This window comes from Bacillus sp. FJAT-49736 (assembly GCF_018343615.1).
Classification (GTDB): Bacteria; Bacillota; Bacilli; order Bacillales; family Bacillaceae_C; genus Margalitia.
The window spans coordinates 2,111,159-2,129,556 of sequence record NZ_JAGYPI010000001.1 but is presented as its reverse complement, the minus strand read 5'-3'; the positions used below and the strand labels follow the sequence as shown (position 1 = coordinate 2,129,556).

Genomic DNA, 18,398 nt, shown 5'->3' with positions numbered 1-18,398 from the left:
TAAAATAGAAATCGTGCCTATATATAATTAAATCCACCAACACCTTTTGTTGCCACATACACTCTGCACACGTGGATTGTGTCTCGAAGTTAGGACTGAAAAAATAATAGCAAAATTCACACAAAGGGAGTTCATTGATGAACTCTTTTTATGTTTGGTAATAGAAGCAAATGATTACTCACCTGAATTTTTGTTTAACTATCGGGCCCACGATTGTGGAGTAACTTACTCAGATATTACGTTGAAGACGGAAAACTGATCAAAAATAGTTATCTGTGTGAGAGTCATTGTACTTCATCAAAAACATTTGGAAAAAAATGAAATTGATCAGCTACCAAGAGGACCAGTTACAGAAGACAATTCCTTGACTATATCAAACATTATAACTAAAAAAGCCAATTCAATGAGGAGGGGAAGTTGAACCGAATGTGTTTTTCCTACGAAATTTAAGACTATTTATGGAAGAAGTGAAAGCAAAAACAAAAGAAAAAAACATGGAAGATCAAAATATTGAAACTCCATAGGCTAGGCCGCGACTTCATTCTTCTAGGGCAATCGAAAATATCGTGGCAGATCTTTTGACTGTAAAGAAAAAGGCACAACTGGAAAAACTCACTAGTTGTACCTTTTTGCACGGAAAACTTCCGATTGTCCTCTACTAAGAACTGTCACCGTGCTTCCACTCTGTTACTAAATGTCTTGAATGACTTTTTCTAGAAATTCACCCATTCGCTTAACGGTCGGCTCTGAAAAATCAAAATGGACCCCAGTTTCTTTATAAATAGCTGCGATGGATTGATTGTAGTCTGCACCTGCACCTTTTTTAAAGGATTCGACTGCTTGCTCTGGGTTGTTCCGATAATTTTCAAGTATTTGTAGAGCGCCAAGCATCGAAATGGAGTATTCAATATTATAGAATGGTACTTGGAAATAATGAAGGGTGCCTGCCCAGCTCATCCCAATTTCATCCTCAAGCCCAGAAGTATCGACAGGATTTAAGCCATAGCGTTTTGAGATTTCAAAGAATTTTTCATCACGCTCTTTGGCAGTGTGTTGAGGATTCGTATACATCCAATGCTGGAAGAGGTCCCCTGACAATGGGCCAAATAACATGGTAAATGCCCGCCTTAACTCTTCACGCTGTGCGCTCTTAAAATCTTCTTCTTCTGGATAAAAACGATCTAGCTTGTCCAATAAGAGCAATTCCATCCCATGAGAATACAGTTCACCAACTTCCATTCGGCGTTGGTAACTTTCAATAGGACCGTGCTCGGAAAACTCGAGGTACCCATTCACCGCATGGCCCATTTCATGAATTAATGCGATAAGAGAGAAAAAGGATGGACTAAAGTTCGCAAAAACAAAGGTATCCCCTGAAACTGGTAAGGAGGTACAGAAACCACCTGGGCTTTTTCCTTTCCGATCTCCAAGATCTAGTAACCCATGCTCTCTCATGTAATTGAAACGGTCTGCAAAATATGGATCAGTCTTTCCTAACATCTCAGAAACGCCATCCATAAGAGTAGACACTTCGGAATATGGTGAGTTTTTCATCAATTTGGCGGTGTTATCCCAAGGGCGATAGGTATCGACTCCAAGCTTCGTCTTAAAGACATCTGCGAGTCGATTCCAAGCTGGAATTATATGTTTCTCTACATTTTCATGAAAGTCATAACAATCTTGGATACTATACTCACGATTTTTGGCCACGAACATATAATCACGATAATTTTCAAAGCCTGCATTTAAAGCAATTTGATGTCGTAGTTGAATAAGCTCGTCCATGATCGCGTCCATATCGGGCTTAATTTGACGATGGGCGGACATCATTGCGTAATATGCTTTTTCTCGTACGGATCTGTCTAAATGATCGAGTTGGGATTGGATAAACGGAAAAGGCTTTTCCTCCCCCTCCCATTCAACTGTTAGCCCCCCCATAATCTCACTATACTTAGTACAGAGCTCTTGTTCTTTTACAAATAATGGAATATTCTCTTCTCTGAACAGTTTAACTTTGGACTCACGAACGCGTCGCATTAAGCCGTAACGGTTTTCATCTAATTGATGTAAAAAAGGAGAATCACAACACTTCTCATTCAGTTTTGCTTCATATTTCATTAAAAGTGGTTGGATGACTTGCTGATCGTGTAGATAAGTTGACTTGACGAGCGCATCCTCTGTATTTCGGTAGAAGTCGACTTCGTGACCTGTCAACACCTCCGAGATTTTATTCATTAAATCCTTTTCATCTTTTAACCACTTTTCAAGGTCAGATACGGATTCAATAGGTGCATCAAGTAAACTTCGAATTTGAGCTTCGAACCCTTCTACATCTTGAAAGTCAATTAATTCTTTATAATAATTATGACTTGCATCTTGTGTCATGTATAACTCTCCTTCCCACATTTGAGTTATTATAATTATCTCAATAATAATAATAATATAGTTTTTTAGTTATTAAATCTAGCTTTTTCAAATGGATCAACAAAGGATCCTTTAATGGAAGATGATAGAATCTGCTTTTTTAACTGGATAAAGCTAAGTATTGTATTTATTCCAACAAGGAAGATTGTGTACGGGAAATTAAGAGGAGATATAGGTGCCATATTAAGAAGGTAGGTTATGTGATATAAAGGATGTAGAAATTATCGAAGCGTATACAATGCCAGACTATATACACAGTGAGTTAAAATACACCCCAAAATGTCGGTATCGTATTTTATGGGATATTTAAAAGGTAAAAGCTCTTTAATTATTCACGATAAACATACAAACTTAAAATATAATCAAGGCAATCGTACATTTTAGGCAAAAGGCTATTATGTAAGTACGGTTGGCATAAACGAAGAGACAATAGCAAAATATATTCCAGAGCAAGAAGTAGAGGATTGTCTGCGAGGCAACATGAGCAAACGAGAATATATTGATCCTTTCAAAGATAGTAAACGGTTGACGGTCAATTTAGTGGTCCCTTTAGGGGGGTTGTTGGTAAAGTTCCCTAGTAGGGCGAAATTAAAACCACCGGTTCTACCGGCGGATACTTACTTTAAGTTAATATGTATATAAGCCACCTTGAAAAACTCCAATGTTTAATAGAACTCTCATGCTGAATATTTCTTGAAGTTATTGCTTTATTTTGCAAAATAAAAAAACCCCTGAAGCGTTGATTTAACAACATTTCAAGGGTCTTATTAGCATTAATATGCTTCATGCCAATATTAACGAGAGTAGAACTCAACGATGAATGATTCGTTAATTTCAGCTGGTAATTCAGAACGTTCTGGTAAACGAGTGAATGTACCTTCTAATTTATCAGCATCAAAAGTTACATAGTCAGGAACATAGTTTGTAACTTCGATAGCTTCTTTGATGATAGATAGGTTGCGTGATTTTTCACGTACACCAACTGTTTGACCAGGTAATACGCGATAAGATGGGATATCAACGCGCTTTCCGTCTACTAGGACATGACCATGGTTTACAAGCTGACGAGCTTGACGACGTGTACGAGCTAAACCAAGACGATAAACAAGGTTATCTAAACGTGATTCAAGAAGAATCATAAAGTTTTCACCGTGCTTACCAGGCATTTTGCCAGCTTTCACGAAAGTGTTATGGAATTGACGTTCATTCACTCCATACATATGGCGAAGCTTTTGCTTTTCTTGCAATTGCAAACCATATTCTGAAAGTTTCTTACGTTGGTTAGGACCGTGTTGTCCTGGAGCGTAAGGGCGTTTTTCTAATTCTTTACCAGTACCGCTTAGTGAAATACCAAGGCGGCGTGATAATTTCCAACTTGGACCAGTATAGCGAGCCATGAATGACTCCTCCTCTTTGTTTTTATTTTGTTGTAAAATAAAAACAGATGTGAACATCCATTATGTGTATGATGTTTTCATGTACCATCGCCCTAGCAGCTAAGGGTTACACGATACACCACATTCTAGAGATAGCCTCTAGACTGGGAACAAAATACGCTCATAAAGTTGTCCGCACAGGCTGCATTATTTTACACAAACTCCATTATATGCACGAATATGAATAAAGTCAAGGGAAAATCATATTATGTCCTCGTTATTGAGTTTTATTATTGAAAATCTTTTTTAAACTTTTAATCATCTCTATGCAAATTGAAAAATTTAATAGTATAATAGTACTATATGGAATAAAATGACTAGTATTAGTTTAATTATAATCGGATTAGATCTGTTAGGTGATTGTAGATGGACTTTAATAATGAATATTTGTATAAGGAATTATTTAGAGTGACAGAGAAATTCCATTCATCTATGAATGTAGAAACTGTTCTGTCTGAAATTATTAATACTCTCAAACGCGTTTTTCCTAATTTTGAGTATAGTTTGATGATATCTAACGATAATCACTACAATCAGGATTTGCCTGTCAAGCCATTACAATTCGATAGTACAGATGAAAGTGCTATGAAGTCATTTGTCAGTGGAACTATACACATTGATACAGCCTGCGATACTAGATTGACCAGGCTATATACCCCATTACATGGAAAACAGGGCGTCTATGGAGTGCTTGAAGTAGTTACTTACGCTTCTTTTATGTTTCAGCCAAATGAAATTGAATTTATTCGTTTGTTAGCTAATACTGCCGGAAGTGCAATAGAAAATGCACAATTATATCAACAGTCCCGAAGACTTATTGAAGATCTGCAATTGATTAATGAAACAACTCATGTTTTAAACGGCAGTTCACGTTTAGATGAAACGATAGATTTTCTTAAGGCACAAATATCGAAGGCATTCCGTGTGGACACAATGGCCTTCATACTTGTCGGAGACGATGGAACGAATTCAATACTAAATGGCAGCAGTGAATTTTTCTCGACCTCCAAAGGTAAGGAATATATTCAATATGTTTTTGATTCCTTTCAAAAACAGAAGGATTCTATCTTTATAAGTGATGTAAGTGGAAAGCTTTCCGCTCAGCCATTGCCATATTTATCTATGATGGCTGTTCCCATGATCCAAAGGGACTCATTAAAAGGATTTAGTATTCTTTTGCATGAGAAACCATACTTTTTCACCTTCGACATGTATAAACTATTTCAATCCTTGATTCACCATTCAACTCTCGCCATAACGAATTCTATTTTACGAGAAAAGTTAGAGAAAATGGTGATTACCGATCAATTAACACAATTGTTCGTGAAAAGCTATCTGAATAATCAAATTAAGAAATCAATGAATTTGGATGAGGAAGGTACATTTATTTTATTGGATATCGATAATTTTAAAGAAGTCAATGATACTTACGGCCATCAAGTCGGAGACGATGTCCTTGTCCAAGTGGCTGATTTGATTTTAGAAAATATTAGAGGAACGGATATTGGGGCACGCTGGGGTGGAGAAGAGCTGGCAATCTATCTTCCTGGTGTATCACTGGAGACGGGAGCGTATATTGCGAAACGTTTAGTAAAAGCGGTGCAGGAAAATACATCTCCCAAGATTACCGTCTCATGCGGGGTTTCCTATTGGAATAAGAGCAGAAAAGATGAAGCGAAGAATTTATTTAACCGTGCTGATTTGGGACTTTACAGTGCAAAAAGTCTTGGCAAAAATCAAGTTGTCATAAAAGAAGAACAACAGTTAATGTGAAAAAGCCATCCATAGATGGCTTTTTTTACTTACAAATATTTAACGAGCATTTCTACAAACTGTTTTAATTGGATTTCATCTATTTCATCAAAACGATTTTTAATCGGGCTGTCGATATCTAGTACACCAATTAATTCCTCATTTTTTATGATTGGCACAACTATTTCTGATTGCGAAGCAGCATCACATGCGATATGTCCTGGAAATTGATTTACATCCTCTACTCGAAGCGTTCTTTTTTCTGCAATGGCAGTACCACATACACCTCTTCCAAATGGAATTCGTACACATGCTGGCAGTCCTTGGAATGGTCCAAGAACTAATTGATCTTTTTCCACCAAATAAAATCCAACCCAATTAATGTTATCTAAAAACTGATTTAAAAGGGCAGAGGCATTGCTTAGATTAGCTATTCGATTAGGCTCATCTTCAATAAGTGCTTTTAATTGCTTTATGACGAGCTGGTATTTTTCCTCTTTAGTGCCTTGATATGATTGTGCATGAAACATGAATCTCACCCTATTCTCAACAAATTTTTTGAAAAATTCAGCAGTACTTGTCAAATCCTATGAAAAGTGTCGATATATTTTTATAGGAATAATGATTATTAGATAGAAGTCTATAATTAGAACAATTAATTTTTTATCTTCTTAAGGAATAGCATATTTCAGACGAATGTACAAGGAAAAAGAATGAAATGAGGGATTCTATGGTCAAGTCAGCAATATCTACTAAAGAAATGATTATGGATTCAGCTATATTATTATTTAATACAAAAGGATATGATGGAACATCCATTAGGGATATATCCAATAAAGCAAGGGTAAATCCGGCAAATATTGCTTACTATTTTCATAATAAACAGGGACTGCTGGAAGCATGCCTTATATATTTTTTTGAGAATTACATTTCATTTCTGGAAGAAGAAGCAAATGCTATTCAGTATGAAGATAGAATAAAATGTTTAAAAAGAGCAATCCAGAAAATCTTAATATTTCAAGGGAAAAATCATTTATTAACGAGATTTGTATGGAGAGAAATTTCTATTGATTCACAGGTTATAAGGGAAGTTATTTCTTCCTATTTAATGAAGGAACGATACTTATTTAAGTGTTTATTGGAGGAGGATGATAGCCATCAGACCTTCATAAATATGAAAATTATTCAGTTGAAAAGTATGATAACTATGCCATTTTTAAACAGCCAATATTTACGGGAAGTATTGCATATGTTTCCGCAAGAGAAATATTTTATCGATAAATATTTTCAGGTTTTAGAAGAATGGATTGACCAAATGCTGTCAGATAAAGTAGATGATACAAAGCTAATCAATGCACCGTTTTAAACGGTGTATTTTTTGCGTTTTTCCTATTTAAAAACGGGATTTTTTCCCAGTTATTTGCTTTCCTTGTAAAAATCCTTGTATTTTTGCAAAAAATAGCGAATTTAATAGTCAAAAATTGTCGTTACATGGTATCATATTTACATCATACATAATATTACAAAACTCGTTAACATAGATGTATCTCGGATAAACAGGAGGCTTATGGTCATATGATGGTGTACGGCATCATTAGTATTATTGTACTAATACTTATATTATTAGTGGTCGGATTCATTATACGAAAAAAATATTATAAACAAATAGACAGGCTTGAGGCTTGGAAAATCGATATTATGAATCGCCCAGTATTAGATGAGCTTGGAAAGGTTAAGCAGTTAAACATGACAGGTCAAACAGAAGAGAAATTCGAACGCTGGAGACGGTCGTGGGATGAAATTGTAACGGTTCGGCTTCCTGATGCAGAGGATTATTTATTTGATATCGAGGAATATACAGATAAATATCGTTTTAAACGTGCGAAAAGCGAACAGGAAAAACTCGAAAAAGTATTGCAAGAAATTGAAGCTACTATTGAAACCATTCTTTCCGAATTAAGTGAATTAATAGGCAGTGAAGAAAAAAATAAAGTTGAAATAGAGCATCTGCAAAAAAAATATAAATCAATGAAAAAGCATTTATTGATTCATCGGCATAATTATGGGGATTCAATAAAACAATTGGAAACGGACCTAAATGCAATTGCGGAAAGTTTCGGGGAGTTCGACAATTTAACAGCTAATGGAGATTACTTAGAGGCCCGGGAGATTGTTATTGGATTAACTGCAAATATAGCAGGGTTGGAGGAAAAAATCGAGAAACTTCCTGAATTAATAACGGAAATTGAAACTGTCCTACCTTCTCAATTAAAGGAAATTGAAGAAGGTAAAAAAGAAATGCTTGATAAAGGATTTATTTTAGAACACCTGCAGCTTGAAAAAGAAACACAGCATCTTCAAAAAGCACTTGGAACTTACAGTGATTTCTTAGAAAAAGCAGAAATAACAGAAGTTGAAAATGGAATACAGGAAATAAAAGAAAAAATAGAAATATTATATGATCTGCTTGAAAAAGAAGTTCATGCAAAGCATTATCTTCAAAAGCATCATGGTGAAATTTCCGGTCTTTTTGAAGAACTAAAGAAAACAAATGAAGAAATAAAAACGGAGACAGAAATTGTTCAAGAAAGTTATCAGCTATTGGATGGTGAACAGCAAATCCCTCATAATTTTGAGAAGGAATTGTCCCAGCTTATTAAGAGATACAGCATTCTTGAAACAAAGATAATGGAGGATAACTCCGCATATACTATACTCAGTGAGGAATTGAAGGAAGTTAAGCAATTGATTGAAAAGATTGGAAAGGAACAGCAGGAATTTACGGAACACCTTCAAACATTGCGAAAAGATGAATTAGAAGCACGAGAAAAGGTGCAAGAGCTTAGAAGAAAAATTGCAGAAATGAAAAGATTAATTTCCAAAAGCAATGTTCCTGGCTTGCCATTTGACTATCAATCCGTCTTTGATCAGGCGCTAGAGTATATTCAGGATGTATTCAAAAGTCTTAATGAAAAACCTTTGAATATGGCATCTGTCCAAAATCATTTAAATAACGCAGTGGATACAGTAGAGCATTTAAGTGGTAAAACTGAAGATCTTATTGAAAGTGTTCTTTTAGCGGAAAAGGTAATCCAATATGGAAATCGTTATCGTGCCCGATATCAAAAAGTCGCGATTGGATTGCAACAGGCGGAAGAAGCATTTAGAAGCTTTGATTATCGTTTAGCACTGGAAGAAGCAGCTACAGCAGTAGAGGCAGTGGAACCGGGTGCTCTCAAAGAAATTGAAAAAATGTTAAGTGAGGAATAATAAAGACAAAAGCAAATATGCTTTTGTCTTTTCTTTATAGCTGAAGCTTTTCATTTTCAAGTGTTGCAACTTATGATAAGATTTATGATTGTTGGTATAAATATAATTAGATAATATTCAAATAATGAAGGTGTTTTTTTTATGATATATTTTGATAATAGTGCGACAACAAAACCATACGAAGAAGTGATTGATGCTTTTGTCAAAATATCAACACAATTCTTTGCTAATCCTTCCTCTTTACATGATCTTGGCGGTAAGGTGGAGGAACTTGTAAAGCAAGCAAGGAATCAAATTGCTCATATTTTACAAGTGAAAGCGAATGAGATTTTTTTCACTTCCGGTGGAACAGAAGGAAATAACCTAGCAATAAAAGGGACAGCAATACAATATTCAGGACGAGGAAAACATATTATTGCTTCTAATATTGAACATGCGTCTGTATATGAAACATGCGAGCAATTAAAATCACTTGGTTTTACTATTACTTATTTGCCTGTTGATCAATATGGACAAGTAAATCCTGGGGAGTTAGAGGCAGCGATTACAAATGAAACAATTCTTGTTTCTATTATGCATGTAAATAATGAAATGGGAACGATTCAACCAATAACAGAGATTGGTGCTATTCTAAAAAAATATCCGAAAATATTATTCCATGTGGATCATGTTCAAGGATTTGGTAAAGTTCCCTTGGATTTATATAAGGCTAATGTCGATTTGTGTACCATTTCAGCACATAAATTTCATGGACTTAAAGGAAATGGACTCTTATACAAACGTGAAGGTGTTACAATATCTCCGCTTTTGACCGGTGGTAGTCAAGAAGGAAAGCTTAGGAGCGGTACAGAGAACACAGCAGGCATCGTAACAATGGCAAAAGCTATGAGGATGGTAGAGGAAAAAAGGAAGGAAAAGGGACAAGTACTTCAGAAAATACGGGATTATTTAATAAATAATCTACAGCAAATTCCACAAGTACACATTCATACTAATCCATCCGTATCTGCACCGCATATTATTAATTTTTCTGCGGAAGGCTTGCGTGGGGAAGTGATTGTTCATGCACTTGAAAAAGAAAAAGTATATGTGTCTACCACAAGTGCTTGTTCATCGAAGCAAAAAAAATTAAGCAGAACATTATTATCTGCAGGGATTCCTGAGAAAATTGCAGAGGGTGCGGTAAGAATTAGCTTGTCATATGAAAATAATTTGGAAGAAGCTAAGATGTTTATCCAAAGCCTACAGCAAGTCTTGCAAAAATTAAATATGGTAATGAGGGATACAAAGTGAAATATGACCGCATATTAATTCGATACGGAGAATTATCGACAAAAGGTAGAAATAGAAAGCATTTTATAACTCATTTGAAAAGAAACATTCGCGAATCTTTAAAGGATTTAACGAACATTCATATTCAAGGTGGACATGATCGTATGTACATCTTATTAAATGGGGAAGACAGCGAACCAATTATGGAGAAATTATCATCTATTTTTGGAATACAATCCTTTAGTTTAGCTGTTCGAACTGACAGAGATATTCAGCAAATCCAACAAGTAGGGTTATCGTTAGTGGAGCAAATTTTTAAGCCCGGCAACACTTTTAAAGTGACAACAAGAAGAGGGGATAAAACCTTTGAATACGATACGAATGACATAAACCATGCTGTTGGTGGACATATTTTAAAAAATATAGAAAATATTAAGGTCGATGTGAAAAATCCGGATATTAATCTGCTTGTCGATGTAAGACCAGATGCTATCTATTTATCCTGTGGTGTTATTCAGGGAGCTGGTGGTCTTCCTGTAGGATCGTCGGGAAAAGCAATGCTTATGCTATCAGGTGGTATTGACAGCCCTGTCGCCGGTTATTTAACGATGAAGCGTGGAGTTCAGGTGGAAGCTGTTCATTTTCAAAGCCCGCCTTTTACAAGTGAAAGAGCAAAACAAAAAACAATTGATTTAGCGAAGAAAATCTCCGCATATAGCGGGAATGTAAAAATGCATTTTGTGCCTTTTACAAAAATCCAAGAAACGATTCATAAGCATATCCCAGAAGGCTATTCGATGACAGCGACCAGAAGGATGATGCTCCGTATTACAGATGAAATTAGGCGAAAAAATGATGGATTGGCAATTGTTACCGGTGAAAGCTTAGGACAAGTGGCAAGTCAAACATTAGAAAGTATGCTTGCTATTAACGATGTCACATCAACACCTATTTTACGCCCATTGATTTCAATGGATAAGCTCGAAATTATCGATATTGCGAAAAAAATTGATACATTTGATATTTCAAGCTTGCCATTTGAGGATTGCTGTACGATTTTTACGCCGCCTTCTCCCAAAACAAGACCGAAGCTTTCAAAAATCCAATATTATGAAAGCAATGTTGACTTTGATATGTTAATTGAGGAAGCTGTAAATAATGTCGAAACAATCGTTGTTAGCAATGAGGATCCAATTAAGGATGAGCAATTCTTCGATTTGCTGTAGATTCCTTTTTTTAATATGAAAATATCGATAGAGAAAAAGTAATGTAGCAAATATTAAGTTTTTAAGGAACAATTACCAGCGGTTTCATTGAATGAAGGCATGTGTTTTTGCAGAATCTATACTCACAAGGAGGTGAAAACACATGCCAAACAATAATCAATTATTAGTAAATGGTGCTGAGCAAGCACTAGATCAAATGAAATATGAAATCGCCAATGAATTTGGTGTAAATCTAGGTGCAGAAACAACATCACGTGCTAACGGTTCTGTTGGTGGTGAAATTACAAAACGCCTTGTTTCTATGGCTGAACAACAACTAGGCGGTCAACTTCGTTAATTAAATAGGATATGGATAAGAGAGCGGACAAATGCCTGCTCTCTTTTTAGGTTCCTGTATATTTTAAATTTTATGATAATTATGTATAATGATATAGAAGAATAATTTTGAGGGGGAGTTTGGATGAAACGTGAGGATTTATTAGCACCGGAGAAATATAATATAGTCGAAGAGGTTGAAAAGTTTGCTCAAGATCCTTCCAAAATGGCGATTAAATGGGAAAATGACCAAGATGAAACAAAAGAAATTACATATTCACAATTAATACAAAATGTAAATCGAATTGGTAATGTTTTCTTAAATGAAGGTCTTCAAAAAGGTGACATTATTTTAGTAATGATACCGAGATTAATTGAAGCATATGAAATTTACCTTGCCGCATTAAAAACCGGTATCGTTGTGATTCCAAGCTCTGAAATGTTAAAGACGAAAGACCTGCAATATCGCATCCAGCATGCCGATGTGAAAGGAATTGTAGCGTATCATCCGTATGTTCAGCAATTTGCGGATGTAGTGGAAGCAAATAATATTTTGAAATTCGTAGTGGGAGAAAAGGCTGATGGATGGCAGCCTTTACAGGAATTAATGAGGAATGCATCTGAGAGTCTGGACATGGCAAATACATCCAAAAATGATATGGCGTTTCTATCCTATACATCAGGTACTACTGGAAATCCCAAAGGTGTTGTACATACGCATGGGTGGGGGTATGCCCATTTGCGGACAGCTGCACCTAATTGGTTATGTATTGAAGAGAATGATGTGGTTTGGGCAACGGCTGGACCTGGATGGCAAAAATGGATTTGGAGCCCCTTCTTATCCGTTTTAGGTTCCGGTGCGACTGGATTTGTCTATAATGGAAAATTTGAGCCCAAAACCTATTTAAGTCTATTAGAGAAATACAGAGTCAATGTTCTATGCTGTACTCCAACGGAATATCGATTAATGGCAAAAGTAGATAATCTAAATGAATATAAGCTGGAGCATTTGCATAGTGCCGTCTCCGCAGGAGAGCCGCTCAATCGGGAAGTAATTAATACATTCGAGAAATATTTTAATGTCACCGTTAGAGATGGCTATGGACAAACGGAAAATACCTTACTTGTTGGAGTTACAAAGGATATGGCAGTTAAACCTGGCTCAATGGGCAAACCAACACCGGGAAATACGGTTGAAATCATAGACGAAAATGGAGTGCCATGTGAGGCTGGACAGGTAGGAGATATTGCCGTTCATGTAGAAACTCCTGCATTATTTAAAAATTATTATAAGGACCCAGAAAGAACTGCAATGCAGTTTAGAGGAGACTATTATGTGACAGGGGATAAAGCAAAGAAAGATGAGGATGGCTATTTTTGGTTTGAGGGCAGGGGAGATGACATCATCATTAGTTCGGGCTATACTATAGGGCCATTTGAAGTGGAGGATGCACTAGTCAAACATCCATTCGTTAAGGAATGTGCAGTAGTGGCGAGTCCCGATGAAATCCGTGGAAATATCGTTAAGGCATTTGTTGTTCTGCAGGATGGCATCGCACCGGATCATCCTGATTTGGTCAAAACATTACAAGAACATGTGAAGGAATTAACGGCACCATATAAATATCCTCGTCAAATCGAATTTATTGACGAACTTCCGAAAACTACTTCGGGGAAAATTCGCCGAATAGAACTGCGGAACCATGAATTAGAAAGAGTTAACTAGAAAAAAATTATAAAAAGGTGGACGGTTTCAGGTAGACTGTCTGCCTTTGTTTCGTTTACAATAAAGGATACATGATTTTTATAATTGACTTTTTTAGGTAAAAGACAGCAGAAGAAAGAAGGAGAGAGAGTGAAACAAGACGAAAAGAAAGGGATCCTTTACGCCGCCTTTTCATACATATTCTGGGGAGTATTGCCGATATATTGGAAGTGGCTGAATGAAGTATCACCAGAAGAGATTTTAGCTAATCGCATATTTTGGTCATTTATTTTCATGGTAGTTCTGCTCATTGTTACACGAAAGTGGAAATCATATGTGCATACATTAAAAAATATAAAGACGAATCGAAAAGTGATTCTCTCACTCATTATGGCTTCTATTTTAATTACAGCAAATTGGTTCATTTATATTTGGGCGGTTAACACGGACCACATCGTGGAGGCAAGCCTAGGGTATTATATTAATCCCCTTATAAGTATTTTGCTTGGAATATTTGTTTTAAAAGAAAAGTTAACTATCATTCAATTAATCTCATTTTTTGTGGCTGCCATAGGAGTCATCATTCTTACCTTGTCATACGGGCATTTTCCGTGGATTGCTTTTAGCTTAGCTACAACCTTCGGGATTTATGGTTTAGTGAAAAAGGTTATTAAAGTAGATTCCTCCGTTGGACTCGCATTAGAAACCATGACAGTAACACCTTTTGCTATTATTTTCCTTGTGTATTTATTGATGAAAGGGGATCTAACTCTGTTTTCAAGTGGAGTTGGAACAGATTTATTATTAATCGGAGCTGGTATTGTTACAGCAACTCCGCTATTGTTCTTTGCGAAAGGGGCACAGGCAATTCCTATGTATGTATTAGGATTTTTGCAATATATCGCTCCGACTATTATGCTGATTCTTGGCGTCTTTTTTTACAGTGAGCATTTCACTACCGCACATATGTGGGCATTTATTTGTATTTGGACAGCTATAATAATATTATCTGTTTCCAATGTTTATAAAAGCAGTAAATGGAAAAAGCCCAATAGCCTTAGTGCTTAACAAGTACTAATGGAATTCATCGAAAGATAAATGAATGAAGCCTTCATGGGAGTAATACGTACAACAAAAGCAATCGGATATTCCGATTGCTTCCAATACATAGGCGCTATAAAAAGGTTCTTCTGACCTTTTCCCAGAATGAATTCGTTTTTAGTTTCACGGTTTTAATCCTTTTGTCGCTTAAACTAATTTCAACTTTTTCAACATGACGGATGCTTAAAGCCTCGTTATCCATGCCCATTAGAGGATATTCATTGCCGTCCTTAGTAATCTTCAATGTTAATTTACGGCTTCCGTCAAGAATAAAAGAGGAGCCTAATGTTCGATATCGATTATTATTTAAAGAGGCAAGCTCACTAACTTGTAAACATGGCAGCATTGGATCGACAATCGCACCGCCTACGGATTTGTTGTAAGCTGTACTACCAGTTGGTGTTGCAATTAACATTCCATCACCTCGGAATGTTTCAAAATGAAGCTCATCGATGAACACATCCATCACAAATGTTTTAATAATGCCGGATCGAATACTGAATTCGTTTAAACAATAAAAAGAACCTTGTTCATCAATATTTGCAAAGAGAATTGGATATTTGCGCACCTCTATGTTTTCTTTCGTAATGGCATCTATCATTTCTGATACTTGGTCAAGATGAAAATCACAATATAAACCTAATTCATTTTCAGTTGATATACCAGCATAGAGACAATCTTGGCGAAAGTTTGTTTTCCTAACAGCCTGAAGAAAAGTGCCGTCACCGCCAATACTGATAATGATATTCGCTTCTTTAGGATTATGCACGATTTGAAAGCCATACCTTTTTGTTAACTCTAATAAGGACGAAATTTTTACATTGGATACCTGGTTATGAAAAAAATATATATTATTGCGTTCTGTCATGATAATCCCTCATTTCGTTATTTTTCAAAGGCATAATTAGTAACGCTAAAAAACTTCACGATGCTATTTATTCCTTTTACCGTTTTTATGTTAGTGTAACAAATTATTACCTGTTAAAGAAATATTTCATCAGTGCATACTTAGGAGGATGGAAAAATGAATAAAAAAAGATGGGCGGCACTTGGAATTGCCGTGTCTTTATTTGTAGTATCTATTATTGTTAATTTTGCTATCACTGCTTTTACAACGGATTTTACCAAGCTTTTTGATAAGGCGTTTACAACGCCAGAACAAAACTTTACGGAAGATATAGTGAAGGAAGGCAGCACCACAAAGAAAATTGCTGTTTTAAATGTGGATGGGGTTATCCAGGATACAGGAACTCCAACTTCTTTGTTAAGCAGCGGAGGCTTTAACTTTCAAGATTTTATGGATCAGCTTAACTTTGCAAAAGATGATAAAAATGTAAAAGCCATTATTATCCGCGTTAATTCTCCAGGTGGAGGAGTTGTTGAGTCTGCGGAAATTCACGATAAAATTGTTCAAATTAAAAAGGAAACCAAGAAACCAGTATACGTTTCAATGGGAGCTACTGCAGCATCTGGGGGGTACTACATTTCCACCCCGGCAGATAAAATATTTGCAAGTCCGGAAACGTTAACAGGATCATTAGGTGTTATTATGGAAGGCATTAATTACGGAGAACTGGCCAAAAAATATGGTGTTAATTTTATGACAATCAAAAGCGGCCCATACAAGGATATAATGAGTCCCTCCCGACCGATGACGGATAGTGAGAAGAAAATCATTCAAAATATGGTGAATGATTCTTATGATGGGTTTGTAAAAGTCATTTCAGAAGGAAGAAATATACCCGAAAAGCGTGTCCGTGAATTAGCGGATGGACGCGTCTATGATGGTAGACAAGCGAAAAAGTTACATCTAATAGATGATTTTGGATATTTCGAAGATGTGATTAACCAATTAAAAAAGGATCATCAATTACAGGGAGCACAGGTAGTTCAGTATAGCTCTGATTTTGGATTAGGTTCATTGTTTTCCATGACTGCGCAAAAGATGATGGGCAAAGAAGCAGAGATGTCAGGTTTACTGCAATTATTAGCTCAACCAAATGCCCCAAGATTAATGTATATGTATTCTAGATGACAGGGGGAATGATGATGAGTGAATTTAATCAATATGATGAAATGGTATTGGAACAAAACGATATTGGTGAGACGGTTGTTAAGGAAAACCTGGAAAGGGATTATTATGTAGCTGGATTTTGGATGCGATTTTGGGCATATCTGCTGGACTTAATAGTGATTGGAAGTATTGATCGTTTAATTGTAAAACCGATTTTTAAAATTCTCGATATTTCGCTTCAGGATTCAAGAATGTTTTCACCGATGGCAATTGCCGCCGCGATTACCTTTTATTTATATTTTGTATTAATGACAAAATTAACGGGGCAAACCATTGGAAAGATGGTATTTGGTTTAAAAGTAATTTCTATGAAAGAGCCGAAACCATCATGGGGAACAATATTGTTCCGTGAAGGGATCGGGCGCTACATATCAACAACCATCTTGATTCTATATTTAATTGTAGCCTTTACTCCCAAAAAACAAGGATTGCATGATCTGTTTGCCGACACAATTGTCGTTCATGAAAATCTAAAAAAACAATTACAGCCTGCTCATTAAGAGCAGGTTTATTTTTTGGCTTTCTGGAGAAAATGGTAGGCTGAAAGGTTGTGTGCCAAAATGATCGTTACCGCTATTATTATTGTTTTTTTTATAGTCTTATTTTTTATTATTTGGTTTACGACGATCACTATTGTCATTGACTATTCGCATATGCAGGATGATGATCATTTCAACATTAAACTATCCGCCTGGAAATTTATACGTCATACGATTGAGGTACCTGTAGTGAAAATAGATAAGGAAGAGCCTCATATCATATATAAAAAGAAAAATAAGGCTGGGGAACATGAAACCAATAAAATTACTCCTCATGAAATTAAAAATCGATTTTCCGATTATAAAGAGCTAATGCAGCATGTTTTCGATTTAAATGCAGTTATTCAAAAGTTTTTAAAAACCGTAAAGGTAAAAAAACTGGAGTGGCATTCTTACGTCGGCCTAAAGGATGCGGCGCAAACAGGGGTATTAACAGGTGTTGTTTGGTCTATAAAAGGAGTCATTATAGGTTTATTAAGTAAATATATGCGGCTTAAGACAAATCCCGTTATTTCTGTGCAGCCATCATTTCAAATTCCTGTATCTCAAACAAAGATAAAATGTATGTTTAAAATCCGAATCGGGAATGCTATTTTAGCAGGATTAAAAATATTAAAGTTTTGGAGAGGCGGAAAAGGTTCATTTAAGACAAAGCCTTTAAACGCAATGTCAAAAGATGAAAATAATCATTCCATTTAATAAAAAGGAGGAGTCAAAATGAGTGGACATCCAATTGAAGGCTTAATGACAGCAGCGATGGAAAATTTAAAGGAAATGATTGATGTTAACACTATCATTGGCGATCCAGTTGAAACACCCGATGGAAGTGTTATCTTAACCGTATCTAAGGTAGGGTTCGGATTTGCAGCAGGTGGAAGTCAATTTAATACAAATGGGGGGAATTCTAGTTCAGGTGATCAAAATCATGGACAGCAAGGCGGTGGGTCCAATCTTCCATTTGGCGGAGGTAGTGGCGGGGGGGTATCCATCACACCTATTGCTTTCTTAATAGTCAATTCCTCCGGAGTAAAAATGCTCCACCTTGATGAAAGCACCCATCTCATTGAGAAAATTTTAGATGTTGCACCTACTGTAGTGGATAAAATCCAATCGATGATAAAAAAGAACAATCAAAATAACCAAAATTCAAACGGATGGAAGACACACCAGCCTACACAGCAAAAACAAGATTTTGATTTCTAATATTATTATCTGCATAAAACAGCCTTTATCCACTCTCGCCGTTTTCGGCGAGGTTTTTAATTGGAAAAATAACGAATTGTC

16 protein-coding genes and 1 pseudogene are annotated in these 18,398 nt (G+C 36.0%); 13 read left to right on the top strand and 4 right to left on the bottom strand.

Features of this window, described 5'->3' with window-relative positions:
- Positions 1 to 690 precede the first annotated feature (690 nt).
- A complete protein-coding gene (locus tag KHA87_RS11085) occupies positions 691 to 2,385 on the bottom strand; it encodes a M3 family oligoendopeptidase (protein WP_213094108.1) in 1,695 nt (564 codons plus the stop codon).
- Between the two features lie 114 nt (positions 2,386 to 2,499).
- Between KHA87_RS11085 and tnpA the strand changes: the two are divergent.
- Positions 2,500 to 2,937, top strand: a pseudogene (gene tnpA, locus KHA87_RS11080) (IS200/IS605 family transposase); the annotation flags it as partial.
- A 281-nt stretch (positions 2,938 to 3,218) separates the two neighbouring features.
- On the opposite strand, the gene rpsD reads toward tnpA, so the two are convergent.
- Positions 3,219 to 3,821, bottom strand: coding sequence for a 30S ribosomal protein S4 (rpsD, locus tag KHA87_RS11075; protein WP_213094107.1), 603 nt, complete (start codon positions 3,819 to 3,821; stop codon positions 3,219 to 3,221).
- 405 nt (positions 3,822 to 4,226) lie between these two features.
- Here rpsD and KHA87_RS11070 point away from each other — a divergent pair, with 405 nt between their 5' ends.
- Entirely contained in the window at positions 4,227 to 5,633 is a 1,407-nt protein-coding gene (locus tag KHA87_RS11070) for a sensor domain-containing diguanylate cyclase (protein ID WP_213094106.1), read from the top strand.
- A 29-nt stretch (positions 5,634 to 5,662) separates the two neighbouring features.
- Here the strand turns inward: KHA87_RS11070 and KHA87_RS11065 are convergent, their stop codons facing one another.
- A complete protein-coding gene (locus tag KHA87_RS11065) occupies positions 5,663 to 6,142 on the bottom strand; it encodes a GAF domain-containing protein (protein WP_213094105.1) in 480 nt (159 codons plus the stop codon).
- Positions 6,143 to 6,342: 200 nt separating this feature from the next.
- Here KHA87_RS11065 and refZ point away from each other — a divergent pair, with 200 nt between their 5' ends.
- The 7 genes from refZ to rarD all read left to right on the top strand — a co-directional run bounded on the left by refZ (position 6,343) and on the right by rarD (position 14,468).
- Positions 6,343 to 6,978: a forespore capture DNA-binding protein RefZ gene (gene refZ, locus KHA87_RS11060; RefSeq protein WP_213094104.1), complete on the top strand. Its 636-nt coding sequence runs from the start codon at positions 6,343 to 6,345 to the stop codon at positions 6,976 to 6,978.
- Positions 6,979 to 7,187: 209 nt separating this feature from the next.
- Positions 7,188 to 8,882, top strand: coding sequence for a septation ring formation regulator EzrA (gene ezrA / locus KHA87_RS11055; RefSeq protein ID WP_349305570.1), 1,695 nt, complete (start codon positions 7,188 to 7,190; stop codon positions 8,880 to 8,882).
- 141 nt (positions 8,883 to 9,023) lie between these two features.
- The gene (locus tag KHA87_RS11050) at positions 9,024 to 10,175 is read left to right on the top strand and encodes a cysteine desulfurase family protein (RefSeq protein ID WP_213094103.1); all 1,152 of its coding nucleotides are present in this window, start codon (positions 9,024 to 9,026) and stop codon (positions 10,173 to 10,175) included.
- The gene (thiI, locus tag KHA87_RS11045) at positions 10,172 to 11,380 is read left to right on the top strand and encodes a tRNA uracil 4-sulfurtransferase ThiI (RefSeq protein ID WP_213094102.1); all 1,209 of its coding nucleotides are present in this window, start codon (positions 10,172 to 10,174) and stop codon (positions 11,378 to 11,380) included. Before KHA87_RS11050 ends, thiI begins: the two co-directional genes overlap by 4 nt.
- Before the next feature lie 142 nt (positions 11,381 to 11,522).
- A complete protein-coding gene (locus tag KHA87_RS11040) occupies positions 11,523 to 11,717 on the top strand; it encodes an alpha/beta-type small acid-soluble spore protein (protein WP_213094101.1) in 195 nt (64 codons plus the stop codon).
- Positions 11,718 to 11,840: 123 nt separating this feature from the next.
- Positions 11,841 to 13,421, top strand: coding sequence for an acyl-CoA synthetase MbcS (mbcS, locus tag KHA87_RS11035; RefSeq protein ID WP_213094100.1), 1,581 nt, complete (start codon positions 11,841 to 11,843; stop codon positions 13,419 to 13,421).
- Between the two features lie 129 nt (positions 13,422 to 13,550).
- Positions 13,551 to 14,468, top strand: coding sequence for an EamA family transporter RarD (gene rarD / locus KHA87_RS11030; protein WP_213094099.1), 918 nt, complete (start codon positions 13,551 to 13,553; stop codon positions 14,466 to 14,468).
- A gap of 106 nt (positions 14,469 to 14,574) precedes the next feature.
- Here the strand turns inward: rarD and KHA87_RS11025 are convergent, their stop codons facing one another.
- A complete protein-coding gene (locus KHA87_RS11025; protein WP_213094098.1) occupies positions 14,575 to 15,369 on the bottom strand; it encodes an NAD kinase in 795 nt (264 codons plus the stop codon).
- A gap of 156 nt (positions 15,370 to 15,525) precedes the next feature.
- On the opposite strand from KHA87_RS11025, the gene sppA reads away from it, so the two are divergent.
- From sppA to ytfJ, 4 genes are read left to right on the top strand one after another with little or no spacing between them, the layout of a single operon-like run.
- Positions 15,526 to 16,536: a signal peptide peptidase SppA gene (gene sppA, locus KHA87_RS11020; protein ID WP_213094097.1), complete on the top strand. Its 1,011-nt coding sequence runs from the start codon at positions 15,526 to 15,528 to the stop codon at positions 16,534 to 16,536.
- Positions 16,537 to 16,547: 11 nt separating this feature from the next.
- Positions 16,548 to 17,075 carry an RDD family protein gene (locus KHA87_RS11015; RefSeq protein WP_481748344.1) on the top strand — a complete coding sequence of 176 codons (528 nt, stop codon included), beginning with the start codon at positions 16,548 to 16,550 and terminating at the stop codon, positions 17,073 to 17,075.
- A 48-nt stretch (positions 17,076 to 17,123) separates the two neighbouring features.
- Positions 17,124 to 17,813 (top strand): DUF2953 domain-containing protein, encoded by a 690-nt coding sequence (locus tag KHA87_RS11010; protein ID WP_213094095.1) that lies wholly within the window; start codon positions 17,124 to 17,126, stop codon positions 17,811 to 17,813.
- Between the two features lie 18 nt (positions 17,814 to 17,831).
- Positions 17,832 to 18,317 (top strand): GerW family sporulation protein, encoded by a 486-nt coding sequence (gene ytfJ / locus KHA87_RS11005; protein WP_213094094.1) that lies wholly within the window; start codon positions 17,832 to 17,834, stop codon positions 18,315 to 18,317.
- The last annotated feature ends 81 nt before the right edge of the window (positions 18,318 to 18,398 follow it).

Coding starts and splice junctions, on each gene's coding strand:
- KHA87_RS11085 (WP_213094108.1), bottom strand. CDS start 2,385: ATGACACAAGATGCAAGTCATAATTATTATAAAGAATTAATTGACTTT.
- rpsD (WP_213094107.1), bottom strand. CDS start 3,821: ATGGCTCGCTATACTGGTCCAAGTTGGAAATTATCACGCCGCCTTGGT.
- KHA87_RS11070 (WP_213094106.1), top strand. CDS start 4,227: ATGGACTTTAATAATGAATATTTGTATAAGGAATTATTTAGAGTGACA.
- KHA87_RS11065 (WP_213094105.1), bottom strand. CDS start 6,142: ATGTTTCATGCACAATCATATCAAGGCACTAAAGAGGAAAAATACCAG.
- refZ (WP_213094104.1), top strand. CDS start 6,343: ATGGTCAAGTCAGCAATATCTACTAAAGAAATGATTATGGATTCAGCT.
- ezrA (WP_349305570.1), top strand. CDS start 7,188: ATGATGGTGTACGGCATCATTAGTATTATTGTACTAATACTTATATTA.
- KHA87_RS11050 (WP_213094103.1), top strand. CDS start 9,024: ATGATATATTTTGATAATAGTGCGACAACAAAACCATACGAAGAAGTG.
- KHA87_RS11040 (WP_213094101.1), top strand. CDS start 11,523: ATGCCAAACAATAATCAATTATTAGTAAATGGTGCTGAGCAAGCACTA.
- mbcS (WP_213094100.1), top strand. CDS start 11,841: ATGAAACGTGAGGATTTATTAGCACCGGAGAAATATAATATAGTCGAA.
- KHA87_RS11025 (WP_213094098.1), bottom strand. CDS start 15,369: ATGACAGAACGCAATAATATATATTTTTTTCATAACCAGGTATCCAAT.
- sppA (WP_213094097.1), top strand. CDS start 15,526: ATGAATAAAAAAAGATGGGCGGCACTTGGAATTGCCGTGTCTTTATTT.
- KHA87_RS11015 (WP_481748344.1), top strand. CDS start 16,548: ATGATGAGTGAATTTAATCAATATGATGAAATGGTATTGGAACAAAAC.
- ytfJ (WP_213094094.1), top strand. CDS start 17,832: ATGAGTGGACATCCAATTGAAGGCTTAATGACAGCAGCGATGGAAAAT.